Source organism: Allostigmatella hybrida (assembly GCF_020103775.1).
GTDB lineage: Bacteria > Myxococcota > Myxococcia > Myxococcales > Myxococcaceae > Hyalangium > Hyalangium aurantiaca.
This window is the reverse complement of the sequence record NZ_JAHXBH010000011.1, coordinates 139480-154426: the sequence shown is the minus strand read 5'-3', so window position 1 is coordinate 154426 and position 14947 is coordinate 139480. Positions and strand designations below refer to the sequence as shown.

At 68.9% G+C, this 14947-nt stretch carries 13 protein-coding genes; 4 read left to right on the top strand and 9 right to left on the bottom strand.

Features of this window, described 5'->3' with window-relative positions; genetic code table 11:
• Positions 1–52: 52 nt before the first annotated feature.
• The 6 genes from KY661_RS19420 to KY661_RS19395 form a co-directional block, all read right to left on the bottom strand.
• Positions 53–2422 (bottom strand): PQQ-dependent sugar dehydrogenase, encoded by a 2370-nt coding sequence (locus KY661_RS19420; protein ID WP_225411618.1) that lies wholly within the window; start codon positions 2420–2422, stop codon positions 53–55.
• 41 nt (positions 2423–2463) lie between these two features.
• Positions 2464–3237 (bottom strand): AAC(3) family N-acetyltransferase, encoded by a 774-nt coding sequence (locus KY661_RS19415; protein WP_398577210.1) that lies wholly within the window; start codon positions 3235–3237, stop codon positions 2464–2466.
• 51 nt (positions 3238–3288) lie between these two features.
• On the bottom strand, positions 3289–4269 hold the full coding sequence (locus KY661_RS19410) for an NAD(P)/FAD-dependent oxidoreductase (RefSeq protein ID WP_225411616.1): 981 nt from the start codon (positions 4267–4269) through the stop codon (positions 3289–3291).
• A gap of 257 nt (positions 4270–4526) precedes the next feature.
• A complete protein-coding gene (locus tag KY661_RS19405) occupies positions 4527–5420 on the bottom strand; it encodes a M48 family metallopeptidase (RefSeq protein WP_225411615.1) in 894 nt (297 codons plus the stop codon).
• Positions 5417–5968 carry an SH3 domain-containing protein gene (locus KY661_RS19400; RefSeq protein WP_225411614.1) on the bottom strand — a complete coding sequence of 184 codons (552 nt, stop codon included), beginning with the start codon at positions 5966–5968 and terminating at the stop codon, positions 5417–5419. The genes KY661_RS19405 and KY661_RS19400 overlap by 4 nt, the downstream gene beginning before the upstream one ends.
• A 10-nt stretch (positions 5969–5978) precedes the next feature.
• The gene (locus KY661_RS19395) at positions 5979–8327 is read right to left on the bottom strand and encodes an adenylate/guanylate cyclase domain-containing protein (protein WP_225411613.1); all 2349 of its coding nucleotides are present in this window, start codon (positions 8325–8327) and stop codon (positions 5979–5981) included.
• Between the two features lie 253 nt (positions 8328–8580).
• On the opposite strand from KY661_RS19395, the gene KY661_RS19390 reads away from it, so the two are divergent.
• Positions 8581–9288 (top strand): AzlC family ABC transporter permease, encoded by a 708-nt coding sequence (locus KY661_RS19390; RefSeq protein ID WP_225411612.1) that lies wholly within the window; start codon positions 8581–8583, stop codon positions 9286–9288.
• Positions 9285–9569 (top strand): AzlD domain-containing protein, encoded by a 285-nt coding sequence (locus KY661_RS19385; protein WP_075009304.1) that lies wholly within the window; start codon positions 9285–9287, stop codon positions 9567–9569. Before KY661_RS19390 ends, KY661_RS19385 begins: the two co-directional genes overlap by 4 nt.
• A 25-nt stretch (positions 9570–9594) precedes the next feature.
• Here KY661_RS19385 and KY661_RS19380 read toward each other — a convergent pair whose 3' ends face one another.
• Positions 9595–10968: an FAD-binding oxidoreductase gene (locus tag KY661_RS19380; RefSeq protein WP_225411611.1), complete on the bottom strand. Its 1374-nt coding sequence runs from the start codon at positions 10966–10968 to the stop codon at positions 9595–9597.
• 326 nt (positions 10969–11294) lie between these two features.
• Here KY661_RS19380 and KY661_RS19375 point away from each other — a divergent pair, with 326 nt between their 5' ends.
• A complete protein-coding gene (locus KY661_RS19375) occupies positions 11295–11948 on the top strand; it encodes a DUF5701 family protein (RefSeq protein ID WP_225411610.1) in 654 nt (217 codons plus the stop codon).
• 23 nt (positions 11949–11971) lie between these two features.
• Here the strand turns inward: KY661_RS19375 and KY661_RS19370 are convergent, their stop codons facing one another.
• Complete coding sequence (locus KY661_RS19370) at positions 11972–12814, bottom strand: helix-turn-helix domain-containing protein (RefSeq protein ID WP_225411609.1); 843 nt, start codon at positions 12812–12814, stop codon at positions 11972–11974.
• A 138-nt stretch (positions 12815–12952) separates the two neighbouring features.
• Between KY661_RS19370 and KY661_RS19365 the strand changes: the two genes are divergently transcribed.
• A complete protein-coding gene (locus KY661_RS19365; protein ID WP_225411608.1) occupies positions 12953–13690 on the top strand; it encodes an SDR family oxidoreductase in 738 nt (245 codons plus the stop codon).
• Between the two features lie 6 nt (positions 13691–13696).
• Here the strand turns inward: KY661_RS19365 and KY661_RS19360 are convergent, their stop codons facing one another.
• Entirely contained in the window at positions 13697–14941 is a 1245-nt protein-coding gene (locus tag KY661_RS19360; RefSeq protein WP_225411607.1) for an MFS transporter, read from the bottom strand.
• Positions 14942–14947: the final 6 nt, after the last annotated feature.

The window sequence follows — 14947 nt, the reverse complement described above, 5'->3', positions numbered from 1 at the left end:
TGAGAGTGGGGGCAATCGAAGCCCCCACTCCCTGAGTCCACTCCGTGCTCGCTCAGCCGCCGCGTGCCCGTCTCCTGCGCAGCATCCAGAGCCCTCCCAGCCACGCCAGCGCGCCGCTGGGGCCCGCGCCGCAGCCGCAGCCAGACGAATCCTCCTCGGGCTGCGTCGTCCCTCCATCCGGCTCGGTCCCCCCATCTTGGGGCGCGGCGGTCACGGCCACCTGGAAGGACTGAACCGAATCTGGGGCCTCCCCGTTGCTCGCTGTTACCTGGAGGTCCACCGTGCCTGCCTCCGTCGGCGTCCAGAGGATGACGCCGTTGGTGGCGTCAATGCCTGGCCCCTGCACGCTGCTCGTCAGCGAGAAGGAGGGCGCGGGCCGTCCCTCGGCGACCACCTCATAGCGGTATGGGGTGCCCACCACGGCGGTGGTGATAGGGGTGGACACGATGGTGGGGGCCACGGGAGTCGTGTCCTGCACGGTGATGGACACCGTGCGGGCATCCCCTCCCGGCATGGCCACGGTGATCTTGGCGGAATCTTGGACGGTGTCCGCATCTCCCGCCGCCGCCACGGTGACGGTTTGCGCCGTGTTCCAGTTGGCCGCTGTGAAGGTGAGGGTGGTGCCGCTGGAGACCGTGACGTCCGTATCCCCATCGGTGCGCGCCACCGTGACGGAGATGTTTCGCTGGGGCCTGCTGGAGAGCGCCACCGTGAAGGTGGCGGTGCCTCCCTCGTCCATCGCCAGCTCCTGGGCGGAAAGCATCAGCCGCGCCGAGTTGTCGTCGATGGCCACCGCCTGGACCGTCTCGGGGGTCAGCCCCGGCACGGACACGGTGAAGGCCGCCCGGTCCGCGGCCGTGTCCGCGTCCTCGGCGGAGGCGAGGACGACGCGCTGAAGCTGATTCCAGTTGGCTGGAGTGAAGATGAGCTCCGCGCCTTCCGCTACCTTCAGGTCTTCATCGCCCGAGGCCCGCGCCACACTGACACGGAGCTCCTCGGTGGGGGCCTCGGCCAGCCGCACCGTGAACACAGAGCGGCCGCCTTCGACCAGCGTCACGTTCAGCGCCGAGACGATGAGCTTCTGCCCAGCGGCGGTGGGAAGGATCCGCGTGACGGAGCCGGAAGTGACGCCCACGGTATACAGCGCACCATCGGGGCCCACATCCATGTCCACGGTCTGGCTGAAGCCGGAGCCCCAGGCGTCCACGGTGGCTACCGTGTTGTCTGCGGCCAGCGTCGCGCGCACCAGCCTTCCGGAGTTGTAGTCCCCGAAGAGGAAGTTCCCGCGGTACTCATCCGGGAAGAGGGTGGAGTCGTAGAAGATGCCCCCGGTGATGGACCCGCCCAGGTTCTGCGTCACCGCCGTGCCGCCCCCGCTTCCCTCATCCGGGCCGGTTTGCGCTGCCGTCCATGCCGTGGGGGACGGCACGCTGGCCACGTAGAAGTCCCCGTTGAAGCTCGCGTTCGCGACCCCCGCCACGGTGATCCTCTCGCCTTTGCGGAAGCCATGGGCGGCCGTGGTGGTGAAGGTGACGGTGCCGCCGCTTCTCACGGCGCCGGCCGCGGTGAGGCTGCGCGTGTCCGTGCCGTTGGTGCGGTACTTGATGACCGGGGGGATGAAGCCCTCGGGCTGGTTGTTCTCATAATCGTCGTAGCCGGCATGGTCTCGCACGTTGGTGAGGAAGACCTGCTCGTAGCCCGTGCCTACCGAGTTCACCCACAGCCGCCCGGTGCCAGGCTGGAACGTGAAGGTGAAGGGATTGCGGAAGCCCCGCGCCCAGATGTATTCGTTGTTGGGGCCCACCCCATCGTTGAAGGGGTTGTCGTTGGCGGGCGTGCCGTCCAGGTTGGCCCGGCTCACCTTGGACGCTGTCGAGGTGAGATCCGCGTCCACGCCGGTGCCATTGCCCAGGTCTCCAATGGCCCAGTACAGCTTGCCGTCCGGACCCAACCCGATCGCCCCGCCCACATGGTTCTGCCCGGCGGTTGGCAGGTTGTCGACGAGCACCGTGCGCGCCGTGCCCGCGCCATTGGCGTCCGTGTAGCGGACGATCTGCTGCTTGGCGCTGGTCGCCGAGAGGAACAGGTAGACGTAGCGGTTGACGGCGTAGTTCGGATCGAACGCGATTCCGAGGAGGCCACCCTCGCTGTTGGTATAGACGGTCTCCGTGGCGAACTCGGAGGTGACCAGGGCCGTGCCCTGCGTGACGAGCGCCCCATCGCGCATCGTCGCGACGAGCACCTTGCCGTTCTTCTGCGTGAAGAAGAGCCGCCCCGAGCCATCGGGCGCCCAGGCCATGCCCGTGGCGGGCGTCAGGGCGGGAGACGTGTACACCGTCTCCTGGAAGCCGGCGGGCACAGCGGCCAGCACGGGAGAGGCCAGGAGCCCGAGGAGTATCAAAGAGGATCGAAGCGAGCGCATGGGGGCTTTTAACCCGGTCCCCGCTCCATCCGAAGCCTCCCTCAGGCACCCGGAGGCGGAATGCTCGCGTGGGCCGCATCGCACTCCTCGCAGCCGGTTCCCGCGGGGCACAGGAAGGTGAGCGGGTTTGCGGTGAGGTGCTCGAGCGCGAGCATGACCAGACTGCGCGCATCGCTGAGGCGGGCGTGGGCGTTGCCCACCTTCCCCTCGCGCTGAAGCGCGTGAACGCGCAGCCAGTGGTCGGCGATTTGAAAGCCGCGGCAACAGTGATCCGTCTCGGGAATCATCACGGTCTTCACCTCGCCATCGGCCTCCACGACGCAGGGGTGTGACATCGAGTACGGCACCCCGGCCAGGGCCTCCGCGAGGTGCAGCGTCGTGTTCTCGCTGTGCGTCACCCCGAGCAGGAGCACCTGTCCAGCCAGCGCATGCACGCGGCCCACGGGGCTGTCCGGTCCATGGGGTGGCGAGAGCGGCTGGGGCGCGCAGATCTGCGCGGCGAGTGGCCCCGCGGCGGCGAAGGACCCCCCGGGATGGGTGCTCCGCAAGACTCCCGGCTGCCGCCAGAACAGCTCGGCGGTGATTCCCATGGCGTCCGTCGGGGTGGACCGTGGATCGAACACCGTGTCTCCGGCCGTCATCGTTGGCATCACCAGGGTGCCCTGGGGGCCGAGCACGGCTTGCAGGGCGCCAATCAGTCCCAGGGGCCCGCCTTCCACGGGCCGGACCGCGCGGAACGACGTGTGGACCAGCAGCACGCCTCCCTCGCGGACCCCCAGGTTTCGAAGGTCCCGCTCAATCTTTGAGTCGCTCACGAAGCGCATCGTCCTGACCGCACGGCGGGCTGTCCACAAATCCATAGAGGGCTAGGCGGGGGCGGGTTCGGCCGCCTCCGGGCCCTCGGGAACGGCGAAGGGCGAGTCGGGCGACGGGTTGGGGGCTGGGCAGTCCTCGATGCGCAGGGACTTGTTGATGGCGAGGGCCGCCTTGGTGCCTTCGGCCGCGGCGACAACCACGAACTGCAGGTCCCGGGCGGCGTCTCCGGCGACATACAGGCCCGGGATGCCCGTGTCCTCCAGGTTGCCGGTCTTCACCGCGCCCCGGCGCGTGAAGGGGCATCCCAGCGATTCGGCCAGCGGGGCGCGCTGCCGTGGCTCCGTGTGGAAGAAGAGCCCCCGGCGCGGAATGGACGCTCCGCTGGTGAGCACCACGCGCTCCAGCTGCCTCCCGGAGCCCTCCAGCCTCGCGATGCGCTCGCCATACCAGGGGATGCCTTCATGGCGCAGCAGCGCCTGGTGCTCGTCAGACGGCGGGGGCCCGCCATCGGTGAACAGGACGATGTCGTCCGTCCAGGTCTTCAATCCCAGCGCCAGCTCCGCGCCATCATGGCCATGGCCATACGCGGCGAGGGGCTGATCCCGGGCCTCCCAGCCATCGCAGTAGGGACAATGCCACACGCTGTGGCCATAGAAGGGCTCGATGCCCGCGAGGGGCGGCAGCTCATCCACCACGCCCGTGGCCAGCAAGAGCCGGCGGCAGCGCAGCGTGGTGCCACCCGTCAGCTCCACCTGGAAGCCCCCCTCCACGCACTGGGCACCGGTGACGTGGACGTCGCGCACCTCGACGCCGTAAGGCACCAGTTGCTCGCGTCCGAGCCGCAGCAGCTCCGCCGGGGGCGTCCCATCCCGCGTGAAGACGCCATGCGAGCGGGGAGAGGCCGCATTGCGCGGGTTCCCATCGTCACACACCAGGACGCGGCGCCGGCACCGGCCGAGCAGCAGCGCGGCGGACAGTCCCGCCGGGCCCCCTCCGACAATGATGACATCGTAATCCGCACCGGCCTTCATGACGTAGGGACCCTTGGACGCATCAGGACACTTTGCCGGCACAGTGAGGGGGCGGCCTGGGGCCGGCAACCCCTCTGGGCTCCGGGTACGACCCAAGTCCAAGCGCCGCGTTGGCTTGCCACCGACCCCCGGGGGCTCAGGTGTCATGCCGCCAACGCTCCGGTGGTATACCGGGGAGAGGAATGGGTCTTGCCCAGGCACGGTGGCCCTGCGTCCCGGAGGACTTTGGTGCGAGCACGAATGAGCCGGCGGCGGCCTTAGCGCCCGTTGGCCTGCACCACGGAGAACGCGGGGGGAAGCGGGGGGGCCACGAGCCCCTGCATCCCGGCGGGCCACTCGGAGAAGCCCTCGCTGGGATTCTTCGCTTCTGCGAGCACGGCCACCATGCGCTTCAGACGCTCTGCCTTTTTCGGGTGCGTGGAGGTGATTCCCGTGCTCTCTGGGATCTTGCCGATGAAGCCGGTGTATTCCGTGGGATCGTATCCTGCGGAAACCAAGAGGTGGACCGCGAGGGCATCCGCCGCGAACTCATCGTCCTCCCCAAGGCCGTCCGAGAGGCGGGAGATCACCCAATCCGTGGCCTTATCCAGGAAGGGCCCGTCCCATTTCAAGACGCCCGCCTGGCATTGCTTCACCTTGAAATCGCCATATGAATTCAAGGAGTGCTTGAGCGTGATGTGGGCGATCTCGTGTGCGAGCACTCCCGCGAGCTGGGCCTCGTTGTCCACGCCTTGAAGGAGGCGCCGGGTGAGAAAGACGTAGCCGCCTGGCGCGGAGATGGCATTGAAGGCCTCTGGGTCCTGAAGCGCCCCAAAAGTCCACCGCAGCGTGGGCCGGGACGATTGAGCAGCCAGGTTGCGCCCCACGGTATTGAGGTACTGGTGCAGTTGCTTTTCGCTGGCGTTGGCCAGCAGGAGCCCTCCACCGCGCTGGATCCAATTGAGAGCGACCGCACCGCCCAGGTCGTACTCCTCCTGCACGGGGATATCGGCTTTCAGCTTGTCGCACTGGAAGAACTCGCGGGCGCCCTCACGGAATGACTGAACCGGCACCTTCGTCGTGTAGCTCTGGAGGGATTGCTTCATGCCTGCGCACGAAACGGCCGCCAGGCCCAGTCCCACCATGGAGAGCCGCAGCAGGTGCCAGCTCACTTGCCACCTCGCCCGGCCACGGCCTGAGGCCCCACCACGGGGAAGAGCTTGGCCTTGCGCGCGTGCGCGGCGAGCTCCCCTGGGCCAATCTTCTCCGCCAGGGTCTCCAGCGTTTGGAGCTGCTGCAGGGCTTGTGCGTAGCCTGGATCGTTCTTGCCCTTGCCGTAGTCAATGGCGCCCTGGCTGAGGCCCTTCACCGCGGCCCCCGAGTTGGCGAAGGCCACCGGGTCCACCTGCCGGGTCCCCTTGTCCTGAGCAACGAGCTCCAGGTTGGGGGGCTTCTTGGCCAGGTTGGACTGGAACACCAGGCCTTTCTGGGTGCCCGCCTGCACGCGGTGCCACTGCGTGTTCTTTGGATCCGCCCCCAGCCACTTCACCTCCTTCCCGGGCTGGAGGACGGCCAGGACATTGGCGGTGGCGGAGGCGCTGGCCATCAGCCGCGTGTTGCGGGCCTTCACGTACAGGGTGGTCTCCGCCGGGGCGGCCAGCGCCGGGCTCGCGGCGCCCAGCAGCAGGAGGGCGCCCAGCAGTCGTGCTCTTGAACTCATGCGGTTCGGCTCACTTGTCCAGGTTCGTCACCCCATCGAAGGGGCGAGGAGGAGACAGCTCATACTTCCGGCAGCGCTCCAGCAGCGCGGCGGTGGGCCCGTCCTCCGGGTCCTGCGCCAGCCGCGTCTCTAGCACGGTGACCGCCTCGGCGAAGGAAGCCTGGCGGTAGAGCGCGAGCGCCTCGTGGTAGCGCGCCACCGTCTCGCGCGTGTGGGCGGGCAGCTGGCCCTTGAGCGCCAGCAGCTCGTACACCGTCACCGCCTCCGTCTTGCCCGCCACCCGCACGTTGTCCAGCTCGCGCACCTCGATGGCGTGCTGGGCCCGCGCGTAGGTGCTCGGGCCGATCATGATGAGCGAGCCGTAGGCCTTGTTCGCGCCCTCCAGCCGCGCCGCGAGGTTCATTCCGTCCCCGATGGCGGTGTAGTCGAAGAGCTGCTCGCTGCCGAAGTTGCCCACGAAGAGCTTCGCGCTGTTGAGGCCGATGCGTGTGTAGACATCCGGCAGGCCCTGCTGGCGGAACTCCTCGCGCAGCTGCTCCACCTCGGCCTTCACCCGGAGCGCCCCGCGGCAGGCGCGCACCGCGTGGTCCGCGTGGTTGATGGGTGCGCCGAACAGGCACACCACCGCGTCGCCGATGTACTTGTCCAGGCACCCGCCCTCGTTCAGCAGCGACGAGCTGACCCGCGTCAGGTACATGTTGAGCACGCGGACCAGCGCGCGCGGATCCTCCCGGAACCGCTCGGAGAAGGTGGAGAAGCCGCGGATGTCGCTGAAGAACGCGGTGATTTCCCGCTCCTCGCCATCCAGGCGCGGCAGCTGGTTCTCCTCGATCATCTGCTCGATGAGCTTCGGCTCCATGTAGCGGCTGAATGCCTGCCGGATGAACGCGGCCTCGCGGTTGGCGAACAGGTGGTTGGCGGCCACCGCCCCCAGGCTGGCCAGCAGCCCCGCCACGGTGGGCATCGCGGTGAGCAGGTGGACCCGGCCGAAGGCCAGCGTGTAGCCCATGACCCCGAAGAGGACTGGAATCAGCAGCAGCAGCCACGCGAGCTCCAGCTCAGGCCGGCGCAGCGTCATGAGCACCACCGTCGAGGTCAGCGCCAGCGCCAGGCTGAATAGCAGGCTCACCCAGAGGGGGGCCTGGGTGATGAAGCGGCCCGTGAGCAGGTTGTCTAGCACCGCCACCTGCTTGTTCACGCCGGGCACCGAGGCTCCAAACGGCGTCGTCTTCGTGTCTCCCACCCCCAGGGCCGTGCCACCGATGACCACCACCTTGCCGCGGAACAGGTCCGGCGACAGCCCCGTGGGCTTGCCCTCGCGCCGCAGAGCCCAGGCATCCAGCACGGCGATGAGCGGAATGACGTGGTAGCGCTCGTGCAGCGTGCCGCCGAAGTCGATCTCCGCGCTGCCGTCCGGATTCACCGCCAGCTCGCGCGGCCCCAGGCTCATCGTCCGGCCGGAGAACGCCAGCTCCTGGGCGCCGAAGAGGTCCGCCGCCAGCGCCACCGGCAGCGTGACGTAGGCGTTCGTCCCGTCCGTGTACGCAAAGCGCGTGCGCCGCATGCTCCCGTCCGGGTCCGGCTCCACCTCCACCAGGCCGAAGCCATCCACTTCGGGGAGAAGCGGGGCGATGGGCGGGACGAGCTGGTGGGGGTGGCGCTGGCCTCGCTCGGGCTCGGACTCCAGCCGTGGCAGGGGGCGTCCTTCCGTCCTTACCGGGAACGCGAGCGCCTGCGCGGCCTGGAGCGGATCCGTGGCAGGGTAGGCCTCGTCCTCCTCCACTTCCTCGAACTCGCCGCTGGGGGCCTCCGGGACCGGCGCGCCGCCGGCGGGCGCGAGCGCCTGGGCGGGCGCGGGGAGCCGCTGCACGGGCTTGACCCGCGGTAGGGAGTGATCGCTGCGATGGCTGGAGACGCCCAGGTAGAAGGGCAGACCGGTGTCCCGCAGCGCTGTGGCGAAGGACTGGTCCGCGCTGGGGTCCGTGTCCGGCTCATCCATGACCGCGTCGAACAGCACGGCCCGGGCGCCGCTCGCCGACAGCTCCTCGGCCACGCGGGCCCAGAGGCTGCGCGTCCACGGGTAGTTGCCGAAGTTGCGCGCGTAGGTGCGGTTGGCGCGGACCCCATCGAGGGTGGACTGGTCGATGGCCACCACGGTGATGTCCTCGGACAGGCCGTGCCGGCGCGTGAAGGTGGTGAGCGCGCTGTCGTACAGCTGGCGCTCCATGTTCGGCAGCCACAGCAACCGCAGGAACCAGCACGCCGCGGCCACCACCGTGGCCAGCAGCGCCACCCCCACCATCTGCACTAGGTGGTTGCGCAGGCGCAGCCGCAGGACCTTCCGCGTTTCACTCACCATGCTACGTCCGCCCTCACGTCCACCCACTCTAGCCGCCCTGGCGAGCAAGTTGCTTCAAGACCCCGTGCCGTCCTCCCGCTCCTCCTCCGTTTTGCCGCAGGGCGCCATCGCCGCGCAGGGCGGGCCCGCCGCCGGAGGGCCTCAGGAGGAGTGCGTTCTTTGGAGGCGCCGCGCCGGGATGACGCCGGGCCGCTACGCGGCTGGCGCAAGATCCTCCAAGACACGGAGCCCCAGCGCTGCGTAGGTTGGCCGCATGGGCCATTCCCATTCAGGTGACTTCCTCCGGGGCTTCCGCACGGTCATTCCCCTGTGGCTGGGGTTCATTCCCTTCTCCATCGCCTACGCGGTGACCGCGCGGGGCGCGGGGCTCGGGGTGCTCGACACGCAGCTCTTGAGCGCTCTCGTGTTCGCGGGCGGGGCCCAGTTCAGCGCGGCGGGGCTGTTCGCGGCGGGCGCCTCGGGCGTGGAGATCGTCCTCACCACCTTGCTGCTCAACGCCCGCCACCTGCTCTATGGCCTCTCGCTCTCGCAGCGGCTCCCCCTGACGGGGCCCAGCCGATGGGTGGCCGCGCACCTGCTCACGGACGAGGCCTACGGGGTGGTGCTGGCCGAGCCGCAACCGACCTTCGCCTATCTGATGGGGGCGGGGCTGAGCGTCTTCGTGCCGTGGAACCTGTTCACCTTCGTGGGGGCGCTGCTGGGCCAGGGCTTGCCGGACCCGGCGGGGCTCGGGGTGGATTTCGTGTTCCCGCTGGCCTTCCTCGCCCTGCTCATCCCCATGCTGCGCGGGAAGGTGGAACTCGGGGTGGCCGTGCTGTCGGGCGCGATCGCGCTGGGCGGCTCCCAGGTGCTGCCCGGAGGCGTGGCGCTCCTGCTCGCGGGAGGGGTGGGCAGCCTGGCCGGGGCGCTCCTCACGGCGGAGCCCGAGCAGCAGAACCCTCCGGAGGCCGAAGCGTCATGAGCGCCTTGCCGGTCATCCTGGGAATGGCGGTGGTCACCTACGTGCCGCGGCTGGCGGGGCTCTGGCTGCGCGCCAGCGTGCCGCCCTTCTGGAAGCGCTTCCTTCGCTTCGTGCCCATCGCTGTCTTCTCCGCCCTCGTTGTCCCCGCGCTCCCCGGAGACCGGGGCGAGGCGGGGGTGCGGCTCCTGGCGGCGGGGCTGGCCGCCGCGGCGAGCTGGCGGTTCCACAAGCTCTGGCTCGGCATCGCGGTGGGCATGGCGGTGTACTGGGGACTGCGGTGAGCGGTCCCCAGCACCGGCCGCGGCCTCAGTGCACGGAGCCCTCCGGCTTGGGCGCCGGGTCCTCCAGCCCCAGCGCGGCCCGGCACGTCTTCGTGTAGAGGTCCCGGAAGATGTTGTCCGGGTCGGTGAACTGTTTCACCGCCTGGTAGGTGTCCTTGTTCCAGATGCTCCAGAAGGTCTGCTCGTCGTAGTAGTTGTACGAGATGAGCGTCTTGGTGCCGTTGACCTGGAGCAGCTCGTCCTCGAACTCCTTGTAGATGTTGCGGCCCGGCTCCTGCTTGAGCCCGTAGACGGCGAGATCCAGGAACAGCGGATCCTGCACGCCGGCCCACCAGCGGGGCGACAGCCACTCGTAGTCCCGCATGCGGCGGTACGGCACGCACCACACCGGGTAGTAGTGAATCTCCCGGTGGTACCAGTCCATGAACTGGGCCGTGCGCGAGAAGGGGACGAACACATCCACGATGACGGGCGGGTTCTTCGCCGGCAGGAAGCGGTGGAAGCGGTCCGCGGCCCTCAGCACGCTGTCCGAGTGGATCAGCTTGCCGAACAGCGCCCGGCCCACGAGGCTCTGCGGCTTGACGTGGGTGACGCCCCGGTCGTAGCGGAAGAGGTAGTCGTAGACGGTGAGGTAGTCCTCGCTGAGGCGCGGGATGCTCTCGCAGTAGGCCTTGAGCCAGTCGTAGCGGCTCACGTACGGGGCCTTCTCCACGAAGCGGCCCACGCACAGCACGTGCTTCGTGGGGGAGAAGATCTGCCCGTCGAGGTAGTCCGCGTCCTGGGCGGTGAAGTGGCGCTGGATGGCCTGCTGGAAGGCCTCGAGCGTCTCATACGTCTCGTACTTCACGTGGACGTAGGGCGCGGCGCGCACGAGCTTGAACTTGAGTTTGGACAGGACGCCGAGCGTTCCGAACGAGCCGTGAATCATCTGGAAGATGAGCGGATTCTCGTCCGGGGAGCAGCGCAGCACGTCGCCCTTGGCGGTGATGATTTCGTATTCGAGGCAGGTGTCGTGGAAGCCGCCATGCCGGAAGGACATGGACTCGATGGAGCACCCCGCGACGGAGCCGCCCAGGCTGATGGTCTTGTGCTCGGGGACGATGATGGGCACGAGCCCATGGCGCAGCGTCGCGTGGACCACCTCGTCGAAGGTGACCGCGGGCTCGGCCGTGCAGGTCATCGCCACCACGTCGATCTCGATGATCTGGTCGAGATCGCTCAGGTCGATCTTGTCGTCGAGGCGCCGCTGGTCGAAGCGCTTGGGCACCTGGTGGGGGGGCGTCTTCTTCTTGAAGGACGCGGGCCGTGTGCTCTTGCGATGCCGCAACTGCTGGGCAATCCGTTCGACCTTCGCCGCATGCCGTGCGTTCTGCTGGATGGCCTTGGGGGATCCGCTCACGCTGGGAGACAGCTCCGTGTGCATTTCATTCCTCCGCTCCCACAGTGTGGGGAAGGTCTGGCCGCTTGGTGAGTGACGGCCCGCCCAGCCGGCCCTCGCTCGCCTGGCTGCTTCAATGGCGAAGTTCTTCCCTGCAGGGCGTGGAGGGCCCGCGTTCGGGGCAGGTCCTCGACGCCCGCAGGCTCACCGATGGGTACATCGCGCAAGCCATTCAGGCTGAAGTTCAGCATGTCCTCAGAATTGATGGGGGGGCCGGTGTTGCTGCCTGAGATTGATTATGTCGATATCGCGTGGTGGCTTCATCGGCAATCTGGGCGGGGACATGCATGCGCACGGAAGGCTTGTTCGATACGGAGTTCGACCGCCAGCTCGACACCCTGGTGGCCCTCGATTACCCGGCACTGATGGGCTTGCAGGCGCAAGGCTTTCGCGCCCTGGCCGAGCCGTTGCGTCCCTTGCTGCGGGACCGGGTGTCCAGCGCTCCCGCTCCCCGTCACGAGACGGCGCCGTTTGTCCTCGTGGTCAGCGGCGCGCAGGTCCCTGCCTCCCAGCGCATCTCGCTGGTGACATGGGGCGGCCGCCCGGGCGTGCTCAGTCCGCATTTCGCCGACGCCGACACGTTCCGCCCCACCGTGGAGCTGCCAGCGGCAGCGCTCTACGCGCTGATGGGCGTCGAGCGGGGCGAGGAGTTCTGTGGGGTCCGCCCCGCAGAAGCAGCCCAGGTTCTGGCAGGGCGGGGAAGGACCCTGCTGACGATCGAGGAGGGCCTGTGCTTTCTCCACGCCTCCCCGGCCTCCCTGGAGAAGAACAAATGCTTCCACACGGGGGCCTCTCGCGGCACGGACCGGCGCGTGCCGGCGCTGTGGATTTCGCAGAAGGCGCCGGTGCTGGGCTGGTGCTGGGAGCAGAACCACCACACCTGGCTGGGGGTGGCCTCCGCCGAGTCCCGGCTCTCGGTGGAGCGCAGTCCTGCCCTGTGACGCTGCCCCTCGGAGCCGAGGCGTCACTGCACGGCGCGCGCGAACTGGCCTGGGGTGAACCCGACGATGCGCTTGAAGTGCCGGTTGAGCTGGCTTTGATCGTACAGCCCCACCCGGAGCGCGGCCTCCGAGGGTGACAGGCCCTGCGTCAGCAGCCCCGCCGCCCGGGAGATGCGCAGGTGGGTGAGGTACGCGTAGGGCGGCATCCCCACCGCTTCCCGGAAGGCACGGCACAGGTGGAACTTGTCCAGCCCCGCGTGCTGGGCCAGGGCATCCAACGTCATGCCCTGCTCGTGGACCGAGTGCAGCGCCTCGAGCGCCCGGCGGACGGGCCGGTGGTAGCGCTGCGCGGGTTCATCCGGAGCGCCGAAGCACCTGGCCATCGCCGCGAGCACTTCGGTCAGCGCTGTCTGGAGTTCGAGGGGGTGGGCGGGCGCCGTCCTGTCCTCGCCCACCAGGGCATGGAGCCGCACGAAGGGGGCTGCCGCGGGCTCTCCGTGGTCGAACTGGGTCTGCTGGAGCTGGGCGGAGGCCGGGGCGCCGAGCGCCTCACGGGCTTCGGCGACGAGCGCCTCATCGAAGGCAATCACCTGGAAGCGGGCGGGACCATCGCGGCGCAGATCGCGGTAGACCTGTCCCCGCTGCTTGAGATCGAGCGTCCCCGGCCGGGTGAGCCGGACCTTGCCCCGGGACCACCACTCCGCGCGGCCTGTGTACGTCAGCGTCACCGAGAAGCCCTCCTTCACGCAGCGCCAGAGCCGTCCGTCGGTCCTGTAGCGCACCACGAACAGGCCCGGTAACGCCGGGGGCCGGAAGACGCGGATGGAGAGCGGGCCGTCGGAGACGGCGCGAGGTGGGGAGCTCACGCCTGGATTCTACCGCGCGCCGCCCTCGTGGCTTGGGCGTTCTTGGCAGGAGCTGTTCCGCCAACAACGCCCAAGCCCGCCGTGCGCCCGATGCCTATTCCATTGCCCGTAGCCCAGGCGCTGGGAAGGGAGCAGGGCATGTCGGGAATCGAAGGCAAGGTGGTGGTCATCACGGGCGCGAGCAGCGGAATCGGGGAGGCGGCCGCGTGCTTGCTCGCTGAGCGCGGTGCAAAGGTGGTCCTGGGAGCGCGCCGGCCAGAGCGCCTTCAGGCGCTCGCGGACCGTATCGTGGGCGCCGGGGGAGAAGCGGTCTGGGCACGCACGGATGTCACACGGCGCGAGGAGGTGGCTGGCCTCATTCAGCTGGCATGTGAGCGGTATGGCACGCTGGACGTGCTCATCAACAATGCCGGCATCATGCCCGTCTCTCCGCTCGATGATCTGCGTGTCGAGGACTGGGAGGCGATGATCGACATCAACATCAAGGGCGTGCTGTACGGCATCGCCGCGGCGCTCCCGGTCTTCCGCAAGCAGGGGACCGGACATGTCATCAACGTCGCCTCGACGGCAGGGCATCGCGTGACCCCCGCGATGGCGGTGTATGCCGGCACGAAGTTCGCTGTGCGCGCCATCTCCGAGGGGTTGCGCCAGGAGGCGGGCGCTCAGCTGCGCGTGACCATCATTTCGCCTGGATTCGTCCGGACGAACTTCGCGGACGGGGTGACCCATCCGGGAATGAGGGCGCAGCTCTCGGAGTCTCGCGACAGGCTCGCGATCCCCCCGGAAGCGATTGTCCGCGCGATGGCGTTCGCCATCGAGCAGCCGGCCGAGGTGGATGTGAACGAGATTGTCATCCGCCCCACGGCACAGGGGTGAGGGGCGTCACGCCACCGCGCGCTTCGTTCTCCAGAAGAGGAAGGCGATGACGGCGACGAAGCCCGCGGTGGCCAGCCCCAGGGAGATGTGGATGCCCACCACGCTTCCGAACAGGCCCACCACGATGCCGCTGAAGGCGCGAAGGCCCATCGCCGCCATCGCGAAGAGGCCCAGCACGCGGCCTCGAATCGCATCGGGAGCGTTTATCTGCACCAGGGCCTGCGTCATGCTGCTGAACGACAGTTCGAAGAACCCCGCGGCGAAGAGCAGCACGAGCGCCACCGCGTAGACGTGCACCGTGGCGAAGCCGAAGAGGGCCACCCCCCACAGCAGCGCGAGCGTCATCGCGGCCGTGGGCGTCATGCGCAGCCAGCTTCCCTTCGTCTCCAGGAGAATGCCCGCGAGCAGCGCGCCCGCCGCATCGGCACCGAGCAGGGCGGTGTAGGCCGCGCCCGGGTCACCATGGCCCAGGTCATCGGCGAAGCCCGGCATCTGGGCGTGGTAGCTGTTGCCGACGAAGAAGGATGCGGCGCCCGCGAGCAGCACCATGCCGGACACGATGGGAAGGCCGCGAACCTCCTTCACCGTCTGGAGGATGTCGGCGAGCCCCCGCACCGCGCGCTTTGGGCCCGGCGCGGCGCCGCGGTAGTGGCGGCCATACGGCGCGCGGACGAGCCAGATGGCCAGGGGCAGATAGAAGAGGGCGTTGAGGAAGATGCCGTAGGTCGGCCCGAGCGTGCGCATGATGAGGCTGCCCACGCCAGGGCCCACCAGCACGCCGAGGTAGCGCGCCGTCGCGTTCAGCCGCACGGCGCTGGCGAGCGAGGCGGGCCCGACGATGTCGTAGAGCAGCATCTGGCTGGAGGTGCTCCACAGCACGCCGGCGCACCCGTGCAGCGTGAGCAGCACCATCGCGTGCCAGACCTGCAGCGAGTCCGTGACGAAGAAGTAGCCCCAGCCCAACGACGCGAGGATGAAGAGGACCATCCCCATCTGGATGAGCCGCCGTGAGTCGAAGCGGTCGTTCAGCGCGCCGACGGGCACCGAGAGCAGCAGGAAGGGCAGCCAGTGCGAGACGACCGCGAAGCCCCCCAGCGCCGCCGAGTGGAACTTCTGGAACGCCACCCAGTAGCTGATGACGTGCTCGATGTTGTCGGCCATCATGGCCAACATGAACGTCGCGAGGAATGTGGCGTAGCCGGGAAGTCGAAGGGCGCTGGACGGTGGAGAAGGTGCCGGGGTGGAAGTCACGCCCGC